The organism is Glycomyces dulcitolivorans (assembly GCF_003265355.1).
Taxonomy (GTDB): Bacteria; Actinomycetota; Actinomycetes; order Mycobacteriales; family Micromonosporaceae; genus Glycomyces; species Glycomyces dulcitolivorans.
The window spans coordinates 23,612-46,520 of record NZ_QFRW01000091.1; the positions used below are offsets into that span (position 1 = coordinate 23,612).

General features: G+C 71.7%; 18 protein-coding genes and 2 pseudogenes. 10 read left to right on the plus strand and 10 right to left on the minus strand.

The window, feature by feature from the left end; genetic code table 11:
• Positions 1 to 332: 332 nt before the first annotated feature.
• From DI269_RS10570 to DI269_RS10590, 5 genes and pseudogenes are all read right to left on the minus strand, one after another.
• Positions 333 to 1,868, minus strand: a complete 1,536-nt coding sequence (locus DI269_RS10570; protein ID WP_112135531.1) for a hypothetical protein — start codon at positions 1,866 to 1,868, stop codon at positions 333 to 335.
• A 208-nt stretch (positions 1,869 to 2,076) separates the two neighbouring features.
• Positions 2,077 to 2,169: pseudogene (locus tag DI269_RS29055) on the minus strand (short-chain dehydrogenase); the annotation flags it as partial.
• A gap of 38 nt (positions 2,170 to 2,207) precedes the next feature.
• Positions 2,208 to 2,897 carry a hypothetical protein gene (locus DI269_RS10580; protein ID WP_198667317.1) on the minus strand — a complete coding sequence of 230 codons (690 nt, stop codon included), beginning with the start codon at positions 2,895 to 2,897 and terminating at the stop codon, positions 2,208 to 2,210.
• Between the two features lie 54 nt (positions 2,898 to 2,951).
• The gene (locus DI269_RS10585; RefSeq protein ID WP_112135533.1) at positions 2,952 to 4,970 is read right to left on the minus strand and encodes a right-handed parallel beta-helix repeat-containing protein; all 2,019 of its coding nucleotides are present in this window, start codon (positions 4,968 to 4,970) and stop codon (positions 2,952 to 2,954) included.
• Between the two features lie 93 nt (positions 4,971 to 5,063).
• Entirely contained in the window at positions 5,064 to 5,753 is a 690-nt protein-coding gene (locus tag DI269_RS10590) for an aspartate/glutamate racemase family protein (RefSeq protein ID WP_112135535.1), read from the minus strand.
• 283 nt (positions 5,754 to 6,036) lie between these two features.
• On the opposite strand from DI269_RS10590, the gene DI269_RS10595 reads away from it, so the two are divergent.
• Positions 6,037 to 6,948 carry a peptidase inhibitor family I36 protein gene (locus DI269_RS10595; RefSeq protein WP_112135538.1) on the plus strand — a complete coding sequence of 304 codons (912 nt, stop codon included), beginning with the start codon at positions 6,037 to 6,039 and terminating at the stop codon, positions 6,946 to 6,948.
• Between the two features lie 63 nt (positions 6,949 to 7,011).
• Here DI269_RS10595 and DI269_RS10600 read toward each other — a convergent pair whose 3' ends face one another.
• Positions 7,012 to 7,635 carry a LysE family translocator gene (locus tag DI269_RS10600; RefSeq protein ID WP_112135540.1) on the minus strand — a complete coding sequence of 208 codons (624 nt, stop codon included), beginning with the start codon at positions 7,633 to 7,635 and terminating at the stop codon, positions 7,012 to 7,014.
• Complete coding sequence (locus DI269_RS10605) at positions 7,635 to 8,351, minus strand: metallophosphoesterase (protein ID WP_112135542.1); 717 nt, start codon at positions 8,349 to 8,351, stop codon at positions 7,635 to 7,637. The genes DI269_RS10600 and DI269_RS10605 overlap by 1 nt, the downstream gene beginning before the upstream one ends.
• 47 nt (positions 8,352 to 8,398) lie before the next feature.
• Between DI269_RS10605 and DI269_RS10610 the strand changes: the two genes are divergently transcribed.
• Both DI269_RS10610 and DI269_RS10615 read left to right on the plus strand, forming a co-directional pair.
• Positions 8,399 to 8,977 carry a CGNR zinc finger domain-containing protein gene (locus DI269_RS10610; RefSeq protein WP_112135544.1) on the plus strand — a complete coding sequence of 193 codons (579 nt, stop codon included), beginning with the start codon at positions 8,399 to 8,401 and terminating at the stop codon, positions 8,975 to 8,977.
• 22 nt (positions 8,978 to 8,999) lie between these two features.
• Positions 9,000 to 9,461 (plus strand): annotated as a pseudogene (locus DI269_RS10615) (NmrA family NAD(P)-binding protein); the annotation flags it as partial.
• A gap of 13 nt (positions 9,462 to 9,474) precedes the next feature.
• Here the strand turns inward: DI269_RS10615 and DI269_RS10620 are convergent.
• A complete protein-coding gene (locus tag DI269_RS10620) occupies positions 9,475 to 10,356 on the minus strand; it encodes a LysR family transcriptional regulator (RefSeq protein ID WP_112135547.1) in 882 nt (293 codons plus the stop codon).
• Between the two features lie 85 nt (positions 10,357 to 10,441).
• Here DI269_RS10620 and DI269_RS10625 point away from each other — a divergent pair, with 85 nt between their 5' ends.
• The 3 genes from DI269_RS10625 to DI269_RS10635 all read left to right on the plus strand — a co-directional run bounded on the left by DI269_RS10625 (position 10,442) and on the right by DI269_RS10635 (position 15,636).
• Positions 10,442 to 10,906: a hypothetical protein gene (locus tag DI269_RS10625; protein WP_198667318.1), complete on the plus strand. Its 465-nt coding sequence runs from the start codon at positions 10,442 to 10,444 to the stop codon at positions 10,904 to 10,906.
• The gene (locus tag DI269_RS10630; RefSeq protein ID WP_112135550.1) at positions 10,899 to 12,464 is read left to right on the plus strand and encodes a multicopper oxidase family protein; all 1,566 of its coding nucleotides are present in this window, start codon (positions 10,899 to 10,901) and stop codon (positions 12,462 to 12,464) included. Before DI269_RS10625 ends, DI269_RS10630 begins: the two co-directional genes overlap by 8 nt.
• Before the next feature lie 76 nt (positions 12,465 to 12,540).
• On the plus strand, positions 12,541 to 15,636 hold the full coding sequence (locus tag DI269_RS10635; RefSeq protein WP_112135552.1) for a hypothetical protein: 3,096 nt from the start codon (positions 12,541 to 12,543) through the stop codon (positions 15,634 to 15,636).
• On the opposite strand, the gene DI269_RS10640 is transcribed toward DI269_RS10635, so the two are convergent.
• The gene (locus tag DI269_RS10640) at positions 15,600 to 16,547 is read right to left on the minus strand and encodes a DUF418 domain-containing protein (protein WP_112135554.1); all 948 of its coding nucleotides are present in this window, start codon (positions 16,545 to 16,547) and stop codon (positions 15,600 to 15,602) included. The two genes, DI269_RS10635 and DI269_RS10640, sit on opposite strands and share 37 nt — an antisense overlap.
• A gap of 83 nt (positions 16,548 to 16,630) precedes the next feature.
• On the opposite strand from DI269_RS10640, the gene ligA reads away from it, so the two are divergent.
• The 4 genes from ligA to DI269_RS10660 all read left to right on the plus strand — a co-directional run bounded on the left by ligA (position 16,631) and on the right by DI269_RS10660 (position 22,141).
• A complete protein-coding gene (gene ligA, locus DI269_RS10645) occupies positions 16,631 to 18,724 on the plus strand; it encodes an NAD-dependent DNA ligase LigA (RefSeq protein WP_112135556.1) in 2,094 nt (697 codons plus the stop codon).
• A 65-nt stretch (positions 18,725 to 18,789) separates the two neighbouring features.
• Positions 18,790 to 20,172, plus strand: coding sequence for a serine hydrolase domain-containing protein (locus tag DI269_RS10650; RefSeq protein ID WP_157974893.1), 1,383 nt, complete (start codon positions 18,790 to 18,792; stop codon positions 20,170 to 20,172).
• Between the two features lie 102 nt (positions 20,173 to 20,274).
• The gene (locus DI269_RS10655; RefSeq protein ID WP_157974894.1) at positions 20,275 to 20,874 is read left to right on the plus strand and encodes a TetR/AcrR family transcriptional regulator; all 600 of its coding nucleotides are present in this window, start codon (positions 20,275 to 20,277) and stop codon (positions 20,872 to 20,874) included.
• 112 nt (positions 20,875 to 20,986) lie between these two features.
• Positions 20,987 to 22,141, plus strand: a complete 1,155-nt coding sequence (locus DI269_RS10660; RefSeq protein ID WP_112135563.1) for an FAD-dependent monooxygenase — start codon at positions 20,987 to 20,989, stop codon at positions 22,139 to 22,141.
• Between the two features lie 81 nt (positions 22,142 to 22,222).
• On the opposite strand, the gene DI269_RS10665 is transcribed toward DI269_RS10660, so the two are convergent.
• Entirely contained in the window at positions 22,223 to 22,834 is a 612-nt protein-coding gene (locus tag DI269_RS10665; protein ID WP_112135566.1) for a maleylpyruvate isomerase family mycothiol-dependent enzyme, read from the minus strand.
• Between the last annotated feature and the right edge of the window lie 75 nt (positions 22,835 to 22,909).

Below are 22,909 nucleotides of genomic sequence, written 5' to 3' on the forward strand. Positions count from 1 at the left end.
TCATCGGCCTCGGGATCGCGTGGGCTGCTCATGGCCTCCAAGATACGACGCCGACCGGCGCTCCCCCACCCGACGGCACCCCGCCGCTCGCGGGCCCGCGACCGGCTCAGAGCGGCGCGTCGCCCTCCCGCAGCCGCCGGGCCGCGGTGATCCTCCGCCGCCGCGACCGGCCTCCGTCAACAGCTGCCGTGACGGAGGCCCGGTGCGGGCTCATGCGCCGAATCCCGGTCTTCGAAGCTGGTCCGCGCCATGGAGACAGGCCGAACCTTTGCAGGTTCGGCCTGTTCTGCCGTGCGGGTCTGGTCGGGACTTCGGGTCGCCTCGACACCGGCCTACTCGCCGGCCGTCGCACCCGCCTTGCGGCGGCGGGTCAGGACGTACAGCAGGATGCCCGCGAACAGGGCGAGGGCGGCCGCTCCGAATACGAGTGCCAGCGGCGAGCCGGTCCTGGGGAGCGGTTCCGAGCCTTCCCCGTTGACGGTGAGCTCGGCGGTGTTGTTCGACAGGTCGGCGTCGATGTAGCCCGGGTAGTCGCCGTCCTGGAGCGCCCGGATCTCCACCCATCCCGTGTCGGTCGATTCCGGGTCGATCATGTTGACGTGGAGTTTGAGGCTGTACTCGCCGCCGACTTCGATGCGGTCGAAGAAGCAGGCGAAGTCGAGATCGGCCAGGTCGACGTCGGGGAAGTAGAACTCCCAGTCGCTCCAGTAGTCGTCTCCCGAGACGATGCAGTCCCAGTCGCCGGCGTTTCCGGTGTCGGTCTCGTTCCGGTACAGCTCCACGCCCTCGGGCAGTTGGCCGAAGATCGCATAGGAGCCCGGCGCGAGGAAGACCCCGTAGGTCCCCGCGGGACCCTCATTGCCGATCGGGATCGTGACGGGAACCTGGTCGCCTTCGGCGCCTTCGATGTTCACCCCGCCGACGGTCAGGTCGTAGGGGTTCTCGGCGGTCTCGATCCGGACCTCGCCGGACGAGGGGCCCTCGAACGGCCCTTCGGAGTCCGCCTCGATCAGGCCGAACAGGTTGTCCGAGCCCGCATCCCAGAACTCGCCGCCGTACGTGTCGAAGACCTCGGGATGCATCGCGAAGACGCTGTACTCGCACGCGCAGAACGCGAACGGTCCGGGGGCGTCGGCCGCGACCGTGTAGGAGACCGGGCCGGTGGGCCGGAAGACGGTGCCCGGCGAGTCCGCGAAGTCGGTCACGAAGCAGGTGGCCTCGATCTCGTTCTCGCCGCTGGAATCGATGCAGTTGTCGTAACCGGAGACCACCTTGACGGTGGTGTTGGAGCGGTACTCGTCCACTCCTCGGAAGACCACGGCCACGGCCGCGGCATCGTCCGGAACGGGCAGTTCCTGGAGGAAGGCGGGCCGGACCTCGGCGATGTCGCCGGCGGTCACGTCGACGAAGGAGACGTCGCCGTGGAGGAAGGGCCTCCAGTCGTCGGTCGTTCCGGGAGGCGCCACGACTTCGAAGGTGCCGTCGACGACCGCTACGTCCTCGCCGTCGACCCCGACGGTGACCGTGTACCCGTATTCGCCCGGGTCCGCGCTCTCCTCGGCGAGGACGCCGAAGGCGAACAGGACCGAGGCCTCGGCGCCTTCGGCGAGGCACGTGAGCGTGTTGTCTCCGGTGCAGACGCCGTCGCCGGCCCAGGCCATGAAGGCGTCGTCGAGTTCGAGCACTGCGGTGACATCGTGCTCGCCGGCGATCCAGTCGTCGCCGAACTCGATGGCGATGGAGCCTTGTTCGGCGGACGTGTCGTTCCGGAGCGGGCTCGGGAAGTCGACGACGACCTCAGGCGGGGCGGCCTGCGCGGCGGCCGGGAGCGCGAACGCCCCCGCCCCGAGCACGGCCGCACCGAGCATGGCGATTAACGGCAGACTGGCGTTTCGAGGCGATCGCGAAGACATGGGAGTTCCTCTGGAGGCGTGGCCGGGTCGCCGGGACTCCGGCGCCGCCCGGGGCCGGACATGTACTAAACGCATCCGACTCGTTACCGGTTGCAATCTTGTTCATCTTTTCTTCACCTCATCCGCTTCGCCTGAAGCAGTGGAAGACCCGCGCCGGGTGCGATCAGTGGCCGAGGCCTTTGCCGAAGCCGCCGTCGACGGGGAGTTCGACGCCGGTGGTGAAGGTCGCGTCGACCGCCAGGTAGAGGGCGGCGGCGATCTCGCGAATTGCTCAGCGGGCGCCTGTGCGGCCGGTCAGGCGAGGTGCTCGCACCAGATCCGCCAGGTGCGGCGGGAGTTGGGGAGGGCGGGATCGTCCAGGAGACGCAGGACGTAGCCGGCGTGGAGCCGCGCCCACGGGTTGTCCGAGTCCGCCGCGGTGGTGAGGGCGGCGCGAAGGTCGTCGCCGTCGACGGCGCGGGCGATACGGACGTACTCGCGGTCCTTGCAGCGGTAGGCGCGCGACACCGCTGCGGTGACGAGTTGGACGAGCCTGGCGCGCAACGGCTCTCGGTGGCCGTCTCTAGCGAGGTCGCGAATGAGGTCCTGCTTGGTGCCCCATTTCTTGGCGTGGAGCGTCCACTCCCGAGGGAACCGAGCCTCCCACTCCAGGTACCGGAGCGCGTACGGCAGGCCGGGCCAGTCGATGAGCGGGCCGTGAGGGCGGTGCCACAGGGCGTCGGGATAGGCGTGGCGCTGCGCCTCGGAATGGGCGGCCGTCAGCCGGCGGGACTCGGGTTCGCGGTACCACTCCGGGAGGCGGTCGAGACTCTGTGCCTGGAACCAGCCTTCGTTGAAGCGGTCGAGCGCTTCGTTGACGCGCTCGCGGGCGGCGGTGAGGTGGGCGAGCGCGATCGCCCGCTCGCTCGGGTCGGCACTGGTGAGCCCGTCGGTGTACCCGATCCTTCGGGCCCAGTCCGCCTCGTCGTCACTGGTCGCTGTCACATGCCGATCATCCCGAACGCGGAGCACTCCCATCGGCCGGGCCTGCAGGCACCGTCAGCCCTGACGGTTCGGGGTCGGCGCGAAGAGCATTCGGGTGCCTGGAACTGATGACGAGAACGGGCCGGGCACCGGCTTGTCGCGTGGGAGACCGGTGATGTCGGTGCTCAGGTCCAGGTCGGACCCGTCGGGGTTGGTGTAGCCCATTTCGGCCTGGTAGCTCGTGCCGAGGCGCGCGGTCGTCACGGGGGTGACCGTGTCGACGGCCACGGCGTCGGCCGTCTCGACGCGAACGGCTCCGGCGTCGGCGTCGTGCACCGAGACGCGGACCGGTGACGTGCCGAGGACAAGGGGCGCAGGTTCGGCGCGGAACGGTTCGGCGCCATCGGTGTACAGGTTGCCTTCAGCCCGGACCGGGAGGCGCGGCCCGGCCAGGGCGCTGCCTTGCTCGTTCGGGTACTCCTCGGGCGTCGGGTAGGCGTCGTACTGCGAGGTTCCGACCGGGGTGGGCACGAACGTGGCCTGGCCGGGGACGCCGTCGATGTCGATCGCGCCGTTCCAGAAGCTCGCCAGTGCCGGTTCGGTCTGAGGTCGTACGGGTTCCCCGTCGCCGACGAAGACGTTGTTGTAGAACCGGTTGTCGCCGCCGAGGATGTTCGAGACGCCGTAGACGGCCGTGGAGTGCGGAAGGTGGTACGGGGTGTACCGCTGGTACTCGGTGCAGTTCGCGATGCGGCCCGCGAAGTAGTTGTGCACGTAGGCGCCGCCGGTGGACATGTCCTTGACCGACCACGGTGAGAGGAACAGGTTCGAGTCCACAAGGTAGGGACCGTGGCAGACCTCGACCATGAAGTCTTCGGCGGTGGAGGCGTAGAAGACGTTGCGCCGCACCAGGGTGCCCTGGGCCTGCCAGTCGAGCCACAGGGCCCGATGCGTGTGGTGGATGGTGTTTCCGCTGATCACGGTGTCGATGGCGGCGTGCAGTTTGATGCCGGCGACTTCGGCGCCGTGCCATTGCCGCTTCACGTGGATGCGGGAGATGTGGTTGTCGGCGATCGTGGAGAACGCCGCGCCGAGATGCCCGACGATGCCCGCCTGTTCGCAGTCCCGGATCGTGTTGCGGCGCACCGTGTGGGAGCCGACGTGGTCCCGATGCCAGGGGTGCGGTTCGCCGGCGTCGGGTCCGCGCAGGGCGAGCGCGCGCTGGATGACCTCGCGTTCGCGCTGGGTGCCGCCCTTGTCGCCCTTCGATCCCGCGGTCCACTCGTTCTGTCCGGTGGCGGCCTCTTTGCCGAGGGAGACGCCGACGTTCTTCGAGTCGGTGATCGTGTTGTCCTCGATCACCCAGCCCTTGGACCAGTGCGGGCCGATCAGGCCCTCTTGCAGGGCGGTGGGCGGCGCCCACTGGGTGGCGGCCTTGGTCAGGGTGAAGCCGCGGACCGTGATGTGGTCGATTCCCGTTGCCGCGGGCCAGAAGACGAATGTGCGGGCGTTGATCTCGATCTCGTGGTCGGCCGGGTCGGCGCCCCCGAAGTTCGCCCAGATCACGGTGGCGTCGTCGCCGACCTCGCTGTGCCAGGTCAGCAGGGAGCCCGCCTGGTCGAACGAGTCCTCTGTGGCCACAGGGTGTTCGACGCCGTCGAGGGTCAGGGACTCGTACATGGACTTGCCGTCGAGGTAGACCTCGCCGGTGTGCCAGGTGTTGACCTGGTCGAAGAACCAGTCGCCGCCGATGCGCTCGGCGTACGGGTTGCGGTCCCCGAACAGGGTATTCGGCACCGTCGCCGTCCAGACGCCCGCGGCGCCGGGGTGGGGGCGCCAGTCGGCGATCGCTTCGGCGCCGGAGATGGTGACCGGCACGTAGCGGCCGTCGGTGTCCAGCGCGGCCCGGTAGGTGATCGGCGCGGCGGCGGTGCCGCCGCGGGGCGGGTTCACCCATTCCCGGTACACGCCTTCGTGAACGACCACGGTGTCGCCAGGTTGCGCGAGCGCCGCGGCCGCGCCGATGCTGAGCAGGGGGTCCTCGGCGGTTCCGGCGGCGGTATCGGACCCGGACTTCGCGACATGCAATTCCACGCCGCAAACCTTAGCCTCGGGCCCGCACCGGTGCGTGACCGATCACTGTCGTATGACGCCGCTTCGCGTGGTTCGCATGTTCGAGGAGGCCGCTCAGGCGAGCGCCAGGTCGACCAGGCGCTCCGCGTGCAGCCGCGTGGAGTCGAAGACCGGGACGGGACTGTCGGAGGCGTCCACGAGCAGGGTGATCTCGGTGCAGCCGTAGATCATCCCCTGGCATCCTCGCTCGGCGAGGTCGGCCATGACCCCGCGGTACTCCTCGCGGGACTCGTCGCGGAGCACGCCGAGGGTGAGCTCCTTGTAGATGATGTCGTGGATCGTGGTGCGGTCCGCTTCGTTCGGCACGACGACTTCGATGCCGTGCGCGGCCATGCGTTCGCGATAGAAGTCCATCTCCATGGTGAACCGCGTGGCGAGCAGCCCGATCCGGGTCAGTCCGGCGGCTTGGATCGGTTCGGCGGTCGCGTCGACGAGATGGACGAACGGCACGGTCACCGCCGTTTCGATCTTGTCCGCGACGACGTGCATCGTGTTGGTGCACAGGGCGATGCAGTCGGCGCCTGCGCGTTCGAGCGCGGCGGCCGCAGCTGCGAGGAGATCGCCCGCGGCGTCCCAGTCGCCGGCGCGCTGCATGTCCTCGATCTCGGCGAAGTCGACGGTGGCCATGAGGCTCTTGGCATTGTGCTGCCCGCCGAGCCGGGCCCGGACGTCCTGGTTGACGAGGCGGTAGTACTCGGCCGAGGACTCCCAGGACATCCCGCCGATCAGTCCGATGGTGCGCATCGCACCATTGTGCCCGACCGGTCGACCGCACCGGTGTTCGACGATTGCCGATACCTGGGCTTTCCGGGCGCCGGACCATCGGGTCCGACATGAAGAATTTCTTCATGGATTGCTTGACTTGTGGAGTTTCCTGTCAGATCCTGGATGAGGTCCGGTCGGACCGGGAATGGATTCCCAAGCGTCACAATCGCTTCGATTCGAGTCCATCCCACCGGGCATCGTTCGACCCCATGATGAAAAGCGCCCGACCTCCTTTCCCACCCCCCTTCAACAAGGAGCAGTCATGAGTTGGATCAGATCGAAGCGGCGGGCCTTGCTCGCGCTGTTCGCGGCGGCCGTGATGGGTCTCGCGGCAGCGCTCGCCGGAGCCGCGCCCGCCCAGGCCGCGACGGCACGCAATGGCGTGTGCGAGTCCGGAGAGTTCTGCCTCTACTACAACAGCGACACCTCCGGGTCCGTGAGCGACTTCGGCGGGTCCGTCAGCGACTACGGCACCGGCTCGGGCTGCTACAAGTTCGTCAGTGCCGGTGCCGGCCAGGGGCAGTGCGTCAAGAACAACGCCGCCTCGGCCTGGAACCGGACCAGCCGGTACGTCACGGTGTTCTACAACAGCGGCTACAGCGGGCCGATCGACAACTTCAGCCCGGGGTCGGAGGCCAACCTCCGCGCCTATCTGAAGAACGAGAACGCCGCCCACCTTCTCGGCGTCAGCGGCGACGCCACCGACAACCTCGAATACGCCGTCTACCACACGTCGTCGGCGAACATCACCGCTTACTTCGACGGGTACACCACCACGTCGGGCCGCCACGAGGGCGTCGACATCGCGCACGCCGTCGGCGCCTCGGTCTACGCGCCGGTCTCCGGCACCGTGGTCCGCATGACCGAGGGCTCCCGGGGCTCCGGCGGCCTGTCGACCCTCGCCGTCTACAACTCAAGCCTCGACAAGACCGTCGTCTACCTGCACCTGGACCCGACGGTCGGCGTCGGCACGGCCATCTCCGTGGGCGAGCGGATCGGCGTCGAGGACTGGCGCGGCATCAGCTCCTCCGGCGGCGCCCACACGCACGTCGAGATGCGCAACGGCCGCCAGACCGCCGCGGCCCCGAGCGTCGGCGACCCCACGCTGACCAACCCGAACCCGACGAGCTTCTGGACCGCCAGGGGCTACAACACCTGCTGCCAGTTCGGCTAGATCCGCTCTGACGCAAGCGAAGAGCCGCGGAGGGCCATGGCCTTCCGCGGCTTTTTCTCGTCCTCAGGCCGGTGCGCCGCCGCGGGCCTGTGCGAGGGTGCGGAGGCCGAGCGCGATGAGGACCGCGCCGCCGACGACATTGAAGGCCTTGCGCGGCAAGGCGAGCGCGCGTCTTCCGAGCGAGCGGAGCAGGGTCGCGCAGACGGCCAGCCACAGCGCGGTGAGCGCGGCGTGGACGGCTGCGAGCGCGAGAAGGTTTGCGGCCGTGAAGGTCCGGTGGTCGAGGAACTGCGGCGCGAGCGTGAGGTAGACGGCCGCGGCCTTCGGGTTGAGCAGGTTGGCCAGGTACGCGGTCCGGAGGCGCAGGCGTGGACCGGCCGGCGCCTCGGGTGCCGTCGCCGGGCGGCCGCGCCGGGCGATCGTCACGATGCCGAGCGCGATGAGGTAGGCCGCCCCGGCGAGCTGGACCGCGCGGTACAGCTCGGCGGACTGCATCACCAGCGCCGAGAGGCCGCAGGCGGCGAGCACCGCGTGGGTGAGGATGCCCGCGGCGGTCCCCGCGGCGACGCGGCGGACCACGCCGTGCTCGTCGCCGAGGACGCGGGTCGCCATGAGGGTGAAGCTGGCGCCGGGCGTGACCACGACGGGCACGATCGCCAGCGCGAACGCGAACAGCGCCTCGGGCATCAGGGCGCGAAGTGGAACGAGGAGGTGACGGTCCCGTCCCGGTCGAACCGGTGCAGCGCCAGTCCGGGCGGGTGCTCGCGGTCGGTCAGCGGCGAGTGGTCGGGGTCGGTGCGCAGCGCGGAGACGATGCCCGGCGCCAGCAGCAGCGGGACGCCGGCGAACGTGGAGGCCACGGGCGTGTGGGCGTGCCCGCACAGGATCGCGGCGACCGTGCCGATCCGCTCGACGAGGTCGGCCAGCGCTTCGGGGTTGACCAGCGGCATCGAGTCGATGTAGGCGTGGCCGATCCGGATGGGCGGCTGGTGGAACGCGAGCACGGTGGTGCCCGCCCCCTCGGCGCGGGCGGCGGCGAGGTCGGCGACTTCGGGGCGGAGCTCGCCGTGGTCGCTGCCGGGCACCGTGACGTCGATGCCGATGATCCGCAGGTCCCCCACGTCGAGTGCGTTCACTGGGCGGCCGCCGGCGAAGGCGTCGGCGAAGCGGTCGGGGTGGTCGTGGTTGCCCGGTGCGGCGAGCCAGGGCCCGCGTCCGTCCAGCACCGCCCTGAACTGCTCGTACGCCGCGGCGGTGCCGGTGTCGGCCACGTCGCCGGTGACCACGATCGCGTCGGGTCGCCGCGAGGCGGGCAGGAGGTCGAGGACGGCGCGGAGCCGTTCGGCGCGTTCGGGTCCGCCGTCGAGGTGCGGGTCGCTGAGGTGGAGCAGGGTGGGACTCATGTGCGCTACGCTAACACTAAATTCTGATTTACCGTTAGGTGGTCCACATGCCCGCGCTTCCGGACGGCGCCGACGGCAGGCTCGCGCTCGCCCTCGTCGGCACCATCGCGCACGACGGCGAGGGCGGCGTCGCCGACCACTTCGCCGAGGACCACCAGGTCGACGCGTGGCTCGCCGAGCACTTCCCCGGTCTGGCGCCGCGCCGCCACGACGAGGCCGAGCGCCTGCGCGCGCTCCGCTTCGCCGCTCGCTCGGCGTTCGCGGCCGCGGTCGCCCCGCACCCGGCCAGCCGCGTCGAACGGCAGCGGCGCATGAGCGACCGCGAGGCCGGCGAGCTGCTCACCGCGGCCTTGGCGGCACTCGATGCCAAGCCGGCCTTCACCATCGGCGAGCACGGCGTCCGCTGGGAGTCGGCGACCGCGGCGACCGGTCAGACGCTGGTGGAGGGCACGCTCGCGCTCGCCGTGACCGACTTCCTCACCGGCCCACTGGCACCGCGGCTGCGCTCCTGCCAGGCGCCGCGCTGCGTGCGCTACTTCGTGCAGGATCACGGCCGCCAGCAGTGGTGCAAGGCCTCATGCGGCAACCGCGCCCGAGCAGCCCGCTTCGCCGAACGGCACCGCTGAACCCACAAGGGACTTGTGCACCGGTCAGCACACCGAGACGCCCGGTTGGGACGAGGGCCGCTGGTCGTACATGGCGCCCACGCTGGGGGCCAAGGCCGCGGTGCAGGACCTCGTCCGCACCGCCGGATTTTCACAGTGGACCATTCTCAAGCCCGGGTTCTTCATGGAGAACCTCCTGCCGTCCATGAGGTTCCTGTTCCCGTTGGGGATCGAGGGTGGCCTGGTGAGCGTCCTCGATCCGGACACCCGGCTGTCGCTGATCGCCGTGGACGACATCGGCGCCGCCGCAGCGGCGGCCTTCACCGATCCCGAACGGTTCCACGGCGTCGAGCTGGAACTCGCGGGCGACCACCTGTCGATGACCGAGATCGCCGAGGTGCTCTCCGAGGCGCTGGGCACCAGGCTGCACGCGCCCGACATGACCGAGGAGCAGGCGCTCGCGGCGGGCATGCACCCGATGGGCGCCACCCACCAGTGGATGAACGACGTCCGTTAGCTCATGCTTTTGCGTCCCAGTCCCATTCGAGGATCTGGGAGCGCATGAGCCGGGCCGCGGCCGGGAGCCGCTGCTCATCCGTCCAGTGGAGACTGAGGGTGCGGTTGCATTGCGGGTGATCGACGGCCGCCCAGGCCACGCCCGCGGCCGCGCCGCTGGCGCGGGCGATCGAGGGGAAGAGGCACAGGCCGAGCCCGGCGCCGACGAGCATGAACGTCGCGGCGGGTTCGTCTGTCTCGCAGACGATCCGGGGCTCCAGGTTGCGGTCGGCGAAGAGCCGTTCGAGGAGGCGCCGCTGCCACTGGCCGGGCCGCGTGGCCACGAACGGCTCGTCGGCGAGGTCCTCGATCCGCACCCGTTCCGCGGCGGCGAAGCGGTGGTCGGGCGGGGTCGCGAGCCAGACCTGCTCGACGTGGACGACCGCGGATTCGGTGCCGGGCGCGTGCATCGGCTGCGAGGCCAGGGCGAGGTCGATCTCCTGCGCGCGCAGGGCCTGCTCCATCTCGGCGGGGGCCATCTGCCGGAGGTGGACCTCGACGTCGGGGTGGGCGGCCTTGAACGCCAGGAGCGGGCCGGTGAGCGGCAGGAACGTCTCCGAGGCGAGCCGGACGCTGCCCGGTCCGCCGCCGAGCGACTCGGCGACGGCGCGGCGTCCGGCTTCGAGTTCGCCGAGCGAGCGCTCGACGTGGTCGCGGAAGATCCTGCCGGTGTCGTTGAGCCGCAAGCGACCCGCCCGCTCGAACAGGGGCGCGCCGAGTTCGGATTCGAGGCGGGCGATGCTGCGGCTCAGCGAGGGCTGGGCCACGTGCAGCTCGGCCGCGGCCCCGCTCAGGTGCTCCAGGCGCGCGACCACCAGGAACTGGCGCAGCGTGTTCAAGTCCACCGGTGCCTCCCATGCCTTTGCGGATATAGCATCATAGCGATATTGGTCTTTGATGACTTAACCAAGAGATCATAACCTTGGCGTCATGCAACGAGAATCGACGATCGCCGCGGCCGCGGTGCCGCCCGGGGCGGGCACGGCGCCGGGATCGGAACGGACGGCGGCCAGCGGCTGGGTGCTGCGCGCGGTCGCGACCGTGCACATCGCCGCCGCCTTCGCCCAACCGGTGTTCGCCGGGGTCTTCCTCAGCGGCGACTACGACGGCATCGCCTGGCACCGCCTCGGCGCGGACGTGGTGTTCACCATCGGCCTCCTGCAAGTCGCGGCCGCCGCGGCGGTGTGGCTGCGGGTGCGCCGCGCCTGGCCGTTCTGGCTCTCGCTCGCCCTGGTCGCGGCCGAGACCGCGCAGTACCTGGCGGGCATGGACGGGGCGCTGTGGCTCCACCTGCCGCTGGGCGTCGCGGTGATCGCGGCGCTGGCCGTGGGCTTCATCGCGGTGTGGATGCGGCCGCTGCCGCGCCGGCGCAAGGAGGTGCGGGCCGATGCCTGAGGTGTCGCGACGGCGGCTGCTGGGGATCGGCGCGGGCATCGGCGCCATCGCCGCGAGCGGCCTGGCGCTGTCGGCCGGCTGGGCGCGCCGCCCCGCCGAGACCGGCGACCAGTTGACGAGCGAAGTCCCACTGCCGCAGGCGTTCTCGGTGCCGCTGCCGATCCCGCCGATGGCCGTCCCGGTCTCCTCGGGGCCCGACGGCGACCGGTACGAGATGGTCCAGCGCGAGATCGACGCCGAGATCCTGCCCGGCCATGCGACCCGCCTGTGGACCTACGACGGCTCGTTCCCCGGCCCCACCATCGAATCCCGGCGCGGCAGGCCCGTGACCGTGCTGCACCGCAACGAACTCCCCGTCCCCACGGTCGTCCACCTCCACGGCGGCCGCACCCCGGCCGCCTCCGACGGCTACCCGACCGACCTCGTCCTCCCCGACGGCTGGACCGGCCAGCACTCCCACTCCATGGTGGACGACCGCGCGGTGGTGACGAACGTCCAGCGCGAGTACGGGTTCCCGCTCGACCAGCGCGCGACCATGCTCTGGTACCACGACCACCGCATGGACTTCACCGCCCCGGCGATCTGGCGCGGCCTCGCCGGGCTCCACTTCGTGCGCGACGACGTCGAGGACGCCCTCGACCTGCCCCGCGGCGACCACGAACTGCCGCTGATGATCGCCGACCGCGCCTTCGACGCGGACGGGCAGCTCGCCTACCCTTCGGTCGACCCGTCGCTGACCGGCGAGCACGGCGTCCGGGAGCCGTATCTGGCCGGCGTCCTCGGCGACACGGTCCTCGTCAACGGCGCCCCCTGGCCCGTGCACGAAGCCGACACCGGCCTCTACCGCCTGCGGATCCTCAACGGCTCCAACGCCAGGCACTACGAGCTCGAAGCCGTCGCCGACGACGGGCGGGTCCTCCCGCTGGTCCAGATCGGCGCGGACCAGGGCCTCCTCGCCGCGCCCGTGCGGCACGAGCGCCTGCCCATCGCGCCCGCCGAACGCTACGACCTGCTCGTGGACTTCGGCGACCTTCCCGTCGGTTCTTCAGTGCGCCTTGCTAACCGGCTCGGCTCGGGCCGCACCGCCGACGTCATGCGGTTCGACATCGTCCGCAATGGAACGAGCGCCCCGATCCCCGAGGCCCTCGCCGACGACCTCCCCGAATGGGACCGCGCCGACGCCGCCGTCGTCCGCGACCTCGCCTTCCGCGCGGGCCGGATGGAGGACGGCCGCCACGGCTGGGTCGTCGACGGCCTCCCGTTCGACCCCGCCCGCACCGACGTCGCCGCCCGCCTCGGCGACGTCGAAATCTGGCGGCTCATCGCCGACGTCCACCACCCGGTCCACCTGCACCTCGTCGGCTTCCGCGTCCTCTCCCGCGGCGGCGGCCCGCCACTCCCCCACGACGCCGGGCTCAAGGACACGATCTCCCTGCGCCCGGGCGAGTCGGCCGAGATCATCACCCGCTTCGACGGCTACCGCGGCCGCTATCTCTTCCACTGCCACAACGCCGAACACGAGGACATGGGCATGATGGCGAACCTCGAGATCGCCTGAGGCGCCGTTCGCTCACCGAACGCGCGCGCTGTGGCAGGATCGGCCGGTACCTCGCCGATCCTGACTGGAGCCTGTGATGCCGAAGCCGACCCTGCCCGATGCCGCGGCCCTGGACGAGTCCGACGCCGGGAAGGCCAAGGGCGCGTTCACGACCGCGATCAGGATCGGCGGGATGGGCGAGGCCGTCGCCGCGGCGCTGCCGGACCAGGCGAAGGCGGTGCGCCTGGCCGCGTACGAGGCACTGCGCCGGGACCGGGACGAGGCGCTGGCCGACCGGCTGCTGCCGGTCGTCAAGGAGCGGTACGGGATGCAGGAGGCCGAGCGGCTGCTGCCGGCGTGCTCCTCGGCGGTGGTCACCGCCGAGCTCCCGGCGTTCGCCGCGTACACGGCGACCTGGTCGACGTACGCCAAGCACCACACCGAGGTCTTCACCGCGTATGCGACCGCGGCCCTCGCCGAGCGGACTCCCGACCAGTGGGGCGACTGGTGGAGCCACCACCGGACCGGGCTCGGCGCCGCGCTGGAGCGCGCGCCGAAGGCGTGGCTCGACCTGCTCGTGCGGTACCCGGCGGCGATCGTCGACAGTGGAGCGGTGTTGAAGGCCCTTCCGGTTCTGCTCGCCGCCGACCGCGACGGCACGTGGGTCTTTCTGCTCGACCCGCGCCGCGAGGAGCTGCTCGCCTCGCTGTTCGCGCGCAACGCCCACCTGCGCCGGATCGCCGCCGAACCCGCCGATCTCATTGCGGCGCTGGCCGCCCGGGCCGGCGAGGACGCGAACGTCCCTGGAGTCCTGCGCTATGTCGCGCCGTCACGCCGGATCGAGGTGCTCGACGCGATCCGCGGCACGGGTATCCATGTCGACGACCAGATCATCCTCGACGTCCTGCCGCAGAGGGCCCGGATCGAAGCGGCCCGCGGGCTGCTCGAAGAGCGCCGCATCGCGGGCAACGCCGCGCGTCGGGAGGCGGTCCGCGCCCACCTGCCGTACGAGGAGGTCCGGGACGACTTCACCGCCGCGACAAGGCGATCAGACGTCGAGGAGCGGGCGCGGGCCTACGGCCACCTGGTGGCCGCGGCCTGCGGCAACGGTCCCGACGCGCTCACCGACCTGTTCGGGCGCCTCAAGCGCGCCAAGGGCGACCAGGGCCCGGTGCACGACGCGATCCTCCGGGCCCTGGCGAAGGTCCGCACGCAGGACTGGACCTCGGCGCACCTGGACGAGCTCGCGGACCTGACCGGGACGTGGCTGACCGCGCCCGCGCGGTCGTCGACCACGGTCGCGCTCATCGTCGCCCTGGCCACGCGGGCAGTGAATGCGGGGCTCAGCGCGAACCGTCCTGACCTCGTCGCCTACGGCGAGAACGAGTTCGACCGCCTGCTGACCGAGACCACCCATTGGCAGCTGACCGCCGCCCTCCGCGCACTCCCCCACCGGTTCACGGTCGACCTGGCCCGGCGGGCCGCGCCCGCGCTCGCCGTCAAGGCCCAGATCGGCGAACACCAGCTACTGTGGACGATCGCGAGTGCGCTCGGCCGGAGGCTCGCGGAGGTCCCCGAACTCGTGGCCCTGCTGCACCGGGTGGCGGGTTCCAAGAAGCTCGCTCACGCCCGCGAAGCGATCCGCGTCCTCGCCGCGATTCCGCAGGGCCGCCACGACCGTCTCGCCGAACTCGCCGCCCTCCGGCCCGGACTGCCCGAGCTCTTCCCGGCGCTCGCCCTGCACCGCGGCGACCTCGTCCCGGCCTGGCTCGCCGCAAAGCGGGATGAGGTGCCCGGCGTCCTGCTCCAGGCCCGGAACCCGACCGTTCTCGGCCGGTGGCCGCAGGCGGCACTCGACGCCTACCGGGAAGCGCTGCAAGCGATCGCCGCCGACGACCGCCGCACCGACGCCCAACGCGGCCAGGCCGTGCGCGCCCTGGCCCGCGTTCCCGGGCTCCCACTCGACGCGCTCCTGCCGTTGCTGCGCGGCGACAACCCGCACGTCACGACCGTGGCGCTGTCGGACCTCCACCGCGCCCATCCGGCCGAGGCCGTCTGGGAGGTCCTGCCCGAATTCCTCGACTCGAAGAACGCGCCCGCGGCCGCCGCGGTCATGGACCGGCTCGCGCACGTCTCCAAGCCCGCGGTGATCGCCGCCCAGGCGGCCCGGCTTCTCAACTCCCCCAAGGTGACCGTCCGCAAGCAGGTCGTCCGGGTCCTGTCCCGCCACCGCGTGGCGGGCGCGGGTGAGATCCTGACCGGGCTCTGGGCCGAAGCCGACCTGCATCCCAGCGTCCGCGAGGCCGTCGCCGCGGCCGCCGCCGACCGCCTCGCCGAGCCCTGGGCGCAGGCGATCGTCGCTGCTGTCGACGAGCACCTCCCGGACGTCCAGGCCGCCGCGCTCGGCCTCGCGCCCGAGCAGGTCCCGGCCGACTTCCGTTCGCGCTACACCGATCTGCTCACCGCGGCCGCCTCCGACGACGACGCGCGACTCCAGGTCACCGGCTCCCAGGGCCTGGCCCGCTGGTCCCGCTACGAGCCGCGCGCCGCCGACGCCCTGGTCGGCCTCGCGACCGACCTCGACGCGGCCGACGTGTGGGCCGCCGCCATGAACGCCCTGTGCGCCAACGTGTCGGCGGGCGGCGACCCCGGGCCGCTGCTGCGCGTCGTCGACGACCTGAACGCCGAAACCGACGAACCGAACGCCGAGGAGGACCGCGACCTGCCGATCCGCCAGCGCTTCGAGCGGATCGTCTCGGTCCTGTCCCCGCTGTACGGCGGCCCGACCCCGCCTGCGGCCGTCGTCGCGGCGCTCGTCGAGCGCCTGCCCTCCCACCTGGGGACGAAGCTCCTGGCGGGCACGATCGGCTGGGACGCGGATGCGGCGGTCGCGCTGGCGGGCCGCGCCCAGGACCCGGTCGAGGCCCGGCTGATCGGCGAGGCCCTCGACGAGCGCATGAGCTACGGGTCCCACACGTTCACGCTCGGCTTCGTGACCGCCCTGGCCGACTCCGGCGACCTCCACGCTGCGGTCATCGCCGCGAGCATCATCGAGAGCGCCGCGAGCGCCGACCAGTGGGACGATCCTTGGCGGGAACTGCTGCGGCGCCTGCGCGCCCACCCGTCCTCGATGGTGCGAGTTCTGGCGTTCGGGGTCTACACCGCCGACGAGTACGGCGGCGGCAGCTGGTGACGCCGGGTCGATCCTCGGGGGCGTGAGCCTTTGTAGACGAGCCTGCGGAGCAGGGTCTCGGCAGGCCCTTGCCCGCCTTCGGCATCGAGCACCCGGGCCGCCAGGACGCCGATCGACCAGACTGCCAGCGCCACTCCGACCGCGCCGGCCTTGCCGACGACGTCGCCGACTCCGATCACCCCGGCACCGGCCAGCGCCAGGGGCAGCGCTCCGGCCAGTGACACCGAGACGCCCATGACGGCAAGGCGTTTGAGCAGGGGCGCGTTGTCGGCGGGGCGGTCGAGCAGTCGCTTGCGTGCGGCCCAGATGCCGATGACGACGAAGACGAACATCGGGAACATGACCGTGTTGGCCAGCGGCCCGACGACGATGCCGACGAGACGCAGGATCCAGTCCTCGGCGGTGGCGTAGCCGGGGTGGACGAGCGAGTCGCCGTCGGCGACCAGGACCGACATCATGACCAGTGAGGTGGCCAGGTAGATCGGGGCCAGGATCGCCAGGATCCTGCCGAGTTTGAGGTGCGGCTTGAAGACGAGCAGCCCGATCGTCAGGCCCGCGACGCCGTAGGCGGCGAGGATCTCTGCGGTGTAGGCGAGGACGGTGTGGACGGTCCCGAAGACCAGGAGCCACAGGCTGCGGCGGCGCAGGATGCGGCGGTTCTCCTGCTCGCTCAGGCCCCTGCGGCGGCCGCCTTCGACCAGCATGACCAGGCCGTAGCCGAACAGCACGCCGAACATCGGGAAGGCCCGGTTCTCCACCACGAGCGTCGACACGAAGCTCACCGACTGGTCGAGGGCGGAGCCGCCGGGCCGGCGGCCGTATCCGCCGGCCTCGCCGCTGGTCGTGTAGACCGGGGCGTACGCCATGGCGATGAGCAGCAGCATGAACCCGCGGGCCGGTGTCCCTCGCATCCGGAGCCGCCGCCACCGGTTTCCGGTTCCGTCGCAGGTCAGGCGAGCCGAAAAGTGTCGGACCCTAGTGGCAACATGGTGGCATGACGACGATCCCCTCGGCTCCGGCCGATCTTCTCGCCGATGAGGCCGCTTATCTGGATGCGGTGGCTCGCGCCCGCCAGGCCGCCGACGCCTACTACGGGTCCGGTGAGTCCGGTATGGACGATGACACCTATGACCGGCTGCTGCGCGGGATCACCGCGTGGGAGGTCGAGCATCCCGACCTGGTCGCCGCCGACTCCCCCACGCGCGAGGTCGCGGCCGGAGTGACCAGCGGCGATGTCGAGCACGCGGTGCGGATGCTGAGCCTGGGCAACGTGTTCTCCGAGGAGGACCTGCGCGATTGGGCGGCGAGTGTGGAGCGGCGCCTGGGCGGGCGCGCGGTCGCGGCGTGGGTGGTGGAGCCCAAGCTCGACGGGGTCGCGCTCGCGGCCCGGTACCGCGAGGGGAAGCTGGTGCAGCTCGTCACGCGGGGCGACGGGAGCACCGGCGAGGACGTCTCGCACGTGATCGGCGACCTGACCGGCCTGCCGCAGGAGCTGACCGAGCCGGTCACCGTGGAGGTCCGCGGCGAGGTGTTGATGACCGAGGCGCAGTTCGCGGCCGCGAACGAGGCGCGGGCCGCGCACGGCGGGGCGGTGTTCGCCAACCGCCGCAACGCTTCTTCGGGATCGCTGCGGGCCAAGGACCGCCCCTACCGCGTCCAGCAGACCTTCTTCGCCTACGACGCCCTCACCGACCCGGCCCACACCAGCGATCCCGGTCTGGCGGACCTGCCGCACTCCGAGCTCATCGGGCGCCTTGAGGAACTGGGCCTGGGCACGACGCTCGGGACGCCGGTCGGCACGTTCGCGTGCGCCGACCTCGACGAGGTGCTGGCGCGGATCACCGCGATCGGGACGCTGCGTCCGGACCTGCCGTACGAGCTCGACGGCGCCGTCATCAAGGCCGACCTGCCCGCCGACCGCGCCGAGGCCGGGTTCGGTTCGCGCACGCCGCACTGGGCGACGGCGTACAAGTACCCTGCGGCGCAGAAGATCACGACGCTGCTCGCGGTCGAGTGGAGCGTGGGCCGCACCGGCGTCATCGCGCCGCGCGCCGTGCTCGAACCCGTCGAGGTCGGCGGCACCACGATCACGTACGCGACGCTGCACAACCCGGCCGACATCCGCCGCCGCGACCTCATGATCGGCGACCAGGTCACCGTCTACCGCGCCGGCGAGGTCATCCCCCGCGTCGAGGGCGCGATGACGACGCTGCGCACCGGGGCCGAGCAGGTCATCGAGTTCCCCGACGCCTGCCCGCGCTGCGGCGCGGGGATCGACCGCAGCCAGGAGCGGTGGCGGTGCGAGCGCGGCCGCGTGTGCGGCCAGGTCGAGGCGATCCGGTACGCGGTCGCCCGCGACTGCCTCGACATCGAGGGGCTCGGCGAGAAGATCGTCGTGCAGCTGGTCGAGAAGGACCTGATCGAGGACTTCGCCGACCTCTTCACCCTCACCCGCGGGCAGCTGCTCGACCTCGACCGGATGGGCGAGGTCAGCGCCGACAAGCTCGTCGACGCCATCGCCGGGGCCAAGACGCGGCCGCTCAACCGCGTGTTCTGCGCGCTCGGCGTCCTGGGCACCGGCCGGTCGATGTCGCTGCGCATCGCCACCTACTTCGGGTCGATGGACGCGATCACCGCCGCCGACGCGGCGGCGCTGGAGCTGGTCGACGGCATCGGCGGCGAGAAGGCCCCGGTCATCGTCGCCGAGGTCGCCGAACTGGCGCCCGTGATCGCCAAGCTCAAGGCCGCCGGCGTCAACCTGGACCAGCCCGGCTGGGTCCCGCCCGCCGCCCCGGACGCCGAGTCCGATGCGGAGCCGGGCGAGGGACTCCCGTTGGCGGGCTTGGCCGTCGTCGTCACCGGCGGCATGAGCGGGCCGCTGGCCGATTACACCCGCACCCAGATGAACGAGCTCATCGCCCGCGCCGGCGGCAAGGCCTCCTCCAGCGTCTCCAAGAAGACCGGCCTCGTCGTCGCCGGGGAGAACGCCGGCAGCAAGCTCGCCAAAGCCGCCGATCTCGGCATCGAGACCATCACCCCCGAGCAGTTCGCCGAACGCATCGCCGAGTTCCTCGCCGCACCCGCATGATCGATGGGGCCGTGGCCGATCACCGTGGGAGACTTGCCTTTTCCGGGACCACGCAGGAGGCGGCCATGCTCTCGATCGACGACGTCCGCGAGCGGCTCGGCGCCGACCTGGACCGCCTGGCCCGGGAGCACGGTGTGCCGGGGGCGGCGGTCGCGGTCGCCGTCGGCGACGAGACGGCCGAGGCCGCGACCGGGGTCGTGAATCGGCGGACCGGCGTCCCGGTGACGCCGGAGGCGGTGTTCCAGATCCAGTCGGTCACGAAGGTCTGGACCGCGACGCTGGTCTTGCAGCTGGTCGACGACGGCCTGATCGCCCTCGGCGACCGCGTCCGCGACCACCTGCCGGAGTTCCGCACCGCCGATCCCGCCGCGAGCGCCCGCGTCACGGTCGAGCACCTGCTCACGCACACCGGCGGCTTCGAAGGCGACCTGTGGACGGCGACGACCGCCGGGGACGACGCGCTCCAGCGGCTGGTCGAGGACGAGGTCCCGCGCCTGCCGCAGCCCGAGGAGCCGGGCGCTCGCTACTCCTATTGCAGCGCAGGGATGGCCGTGCTCGGCAGGCTGGTCGAGGTCAAGCGCGGCCTGACCTGGGCCGAGGCGCTGCGCCGGCGGCTGGCCGAGCCGCTCGGCATCACCGAGCTGGCCTTCGACGCGAACGACGCCCTTGGCTTCAACACCGCCATCGGCCATGTCCCCCAAGGCGACCGCGGCATGTGGCCGCTCCCGGTGTGGGCGACCATGCCCGAGTCGAACCCTGCCGCCGGAAACCGGTTGGCGATGTCGGCGCGGGCGCTTCTGGCCTTCGGCCGCATGCACGCCGCCGACGGCAGGGCGCCGAGCGGTGAGCAGGTCCTCTCCGAAGCCTCGGCCCGGGCCATGCGCGCATCCAGGATCCCGGTCCTGGCCACCCCGGTGGCTCCCAAGGCAGTCGGCTTGGGCTGGGAGGTGTACGGCGACGGGGCCGTCGTCGGCCACGGCGGCGGCGCGCTCGGGTTCGGCGCCATGCTCCACGTGGTCCCCGAGCACCGGACGGCGGTCGTGCTGCTGGCCAACGGCGGCGACGTCAACGCCCTGATCCGCGACCTCGTGGAACCGCTCGTCGAGCAGGTCGCGAACCTGCGTCTCTCGGGCCCGGCCCTTGAACCGGCCGAGACGAGGACCGATCCCGGCGCGTACGTCGGCCTGTACGCCAACGCCACCCAGCGAATCCAGGTTTCAGCCGACGGCGACGGCCTCACCGCCGTCATCGAGTCGACCGGCGCGGCCGCCGAGATGATCGAGCGCGCCGGCCTCCCGTCCGCCCCGTCGACGTTCCATCTGCGCGAGGTCGAACCCGGCACCTTCGTCACCGAATCGGGCCGCTACGCCCGGTTCCTCGACACCGCCGACTCCCCCGCCCGCTTCCTCCACCTCGGCGGCCGCTCGGTCCCCCGAGCGGAGGCCTGAGCCGTCGATGCCCGACGCGGTTTCGGCGGTTTCTGCGACAATCGAGCGATGACTGGATTCCGTGCCCGCACCGCCCTGCGTCCGGGGCGGGGGTGTTAGGGCGTGCCTCGGATCAACGCGTCGAGCGTCGGCGAGCACCGGGATCAGACGATGGCGCGGCTGCTGGACGCGTTCGAGGCCGCGCTCGACAGCGAGGGGTTCGCCGCGCTGACGCTCGCGGGCGTCGCCGGGCGGGCCGGGATCGCCCGCAACACGGTCTACAACTACGCCAAGGACAAGCAGGCGCTGCTGCACATCGCCGTCGAACGCGCCCTCCAGGCGGTGGAGGCCGATCTCGACGGGCCGGCGAGCGCCGGGGCCTCGGCCGAGGCGCGGCTGTGCTCGGTCATCGACCGGCTCATGGAGGGGTTCACGCGCGGCGCCCCGCGGCTCCTGGTCCTCCAGGCGTTGCAGGGCGCGCCTCCGGCCGAGGTCAAGGAGGCGCTGCCGACAGCCGAGCGGCTCCGCGAGCGGATCGCGGAGGTGATCGGGGACGGGATCGCGGCCGGCGAGTTCCGCCCGATCGACGATCTGGCGCTCACCGTCGCGATGATGTCCGGTGCGCTGGAGGCCGCGGTCAGGGCGCTCGGGCGCGGCGACCGGTCCGCCGAGGCGGTCACCGGTGAGGCGAAGACGCTGATCCTCCACGCCATCCGGGCCTAGCCTCCGCCCGTGGCATCTGCCACATTCATCGCCGAAGGGACGAATACCCCTAGTTTTTACGACGCCCCGTCGCATATTATTGCGACGTTCCGTCGTAAAAACTGGAGGCGACATGAAACCGCAACGCAGCAGGGCGCTGATCGTCGGCGCCGGCATCGCAGGCATGGCCACCGCCATCCGCCTGCGCCAGATCGGGTGGGACCCGGTCATCGTCGAGCGCTCGCCCGAACGCCGGACCGGCGGCTACTTCATCGGGCTCTACCCCGAAGGCCGCGAGGCCGCGCAGCGTCTGGGGGTCTACGACGACCTCCACACCCGCACACCGCAGCGGATGCGCACCTGGGAGATCGACAGCGAGGGCAACCGGAGCCGCGGCTTCGGGCTCCTGGAGCGGCCCGGAGAACCCGACGCGGTGCTGCGCGGCGACATCGAGCAGGCCCTCTGGGACCACTTGGGCGACATCCCGATCCGCTTCGGGACGGTCCCGACCGCCGTCGACGAGGGGCCGGAGTCGGTCGCCGTCGCCCTGCGCGACGACGCCGCCGGGACCGAGCGGATCGAGCACTTCGACCTGCTCGTCGGCGCCGACGGGATGCGGTCGACCGTCCGCGGCCTCGTCTTCGGGCCGCACGAGCGGTTCATGAAGCCGCTCAGCCGCATGATCTGCGCGTTCCAACTGCGCGAGCAGGTCCCCTACGTCCCGCCGCACGACGGCCTCGTCCTGGCCGAGACCGGCCGGTCCCTGTGGGTGTTCCCGCTCGAAGACCGCGCGCCGACCGCCCTGTTCACCTACCAGGCCAAGGACATCGACGCCCAGTTCACCCGGCCCGCCAAGGAGGTCCTGCGCGGGGTCTACGGCGACATCCGGCACTCCGAGGCCGTCGCGCACGTCCTGCGCGAACTCGACGACGCCGACGAGCTGCTATTCGACTCGGTCAACCTCGTCGAGATGCCCGCCTGGCACACCGGCCGCACCGTCCTGGTCGGCGACGCCGCCTGGTGCCTCACCCTCTACTCCGGCATGGGCGCCTCCGCCGGCCTGTGCGGCGGGCTCGCGCTCGGCGACGCGATCGAACGACAGCCCGGGAACCTGCCCGCGGCACTCGCCGTCTGGGAGGAGGGCATGCGGCCCCTGGTCCGCAAGAACCAGTTCGCCGTCAAGTTCAAGCGGCACATCTTCGCCCCCGGCAACGACCTCATCGCCCACCTCCGCCGCAGGCTCATGCACCACGGCGGCAGGCAGGCGTCACGTCAGCAGACCCGGTGAACGGCGCCCGCATCGATCGGCGCGCGGGAGGCGAGCGCCGGAAGCCCCGGCGTCGCCGGGCCCAAAGCAGTGCCGATGCGTTCAGGCGCCGGTCTGGGCCTTCATGAAGGCGGCCACGGCTTCAGGAGCTCCGGTGAGTTCGGTTTCGGCGGCGTCGCGGCGGCCGCTGAAGTAGAGCAGGAGCTCCACCGGGTCGCCGGTGAGCACGGCGCCGCCGTCGGGGCCGAAGTGGCGGGTGAGGCCGCCGGGGGTGCGCAGTTCCAGGCCGTGCGGGCGGATCTTGCGGGCGGCCGACCAGGCGGAGAGGCGGCTCATCTGCCAGGCGATCGCGTCGAGGTCGGGGCGGTCGGTGCGCGGGCCCAGGCCGTTGGCGCGGCGGACGTCCTCGTGGTGGATGAGGTACTCGGTGCCGTTCATGAGCGTGCGCAGCCCCGGAATCCGCCACGGCACCAGCGGCGCTCCGGCGCGGAGGCGGTCGATCAGGGCGGGCAGGCCCTTGGCCTTCTCGGCCGCCATCTTCTCGTCGGTCCACTTGGAGAAGTGCTCGCGCAGGACGAGGTGCGCGGCGAGGTCGAGCGACGTCCAGCCCTCGCACAGGGTCGGGACGTCGGGCCCGACCTCGGCCAGCAGGTCGCACAACTCCAGGCGCTCCCGCGCATCCAGCGGCAGTGCCGACTCCCGTGCAGCGCCCATTCGGTGCCTCCCTCTCGCGCGGCGGCCGCTATCCGAGGGTTCCCACGAATGCCATGGCCGCGATGAGCAAGAGTA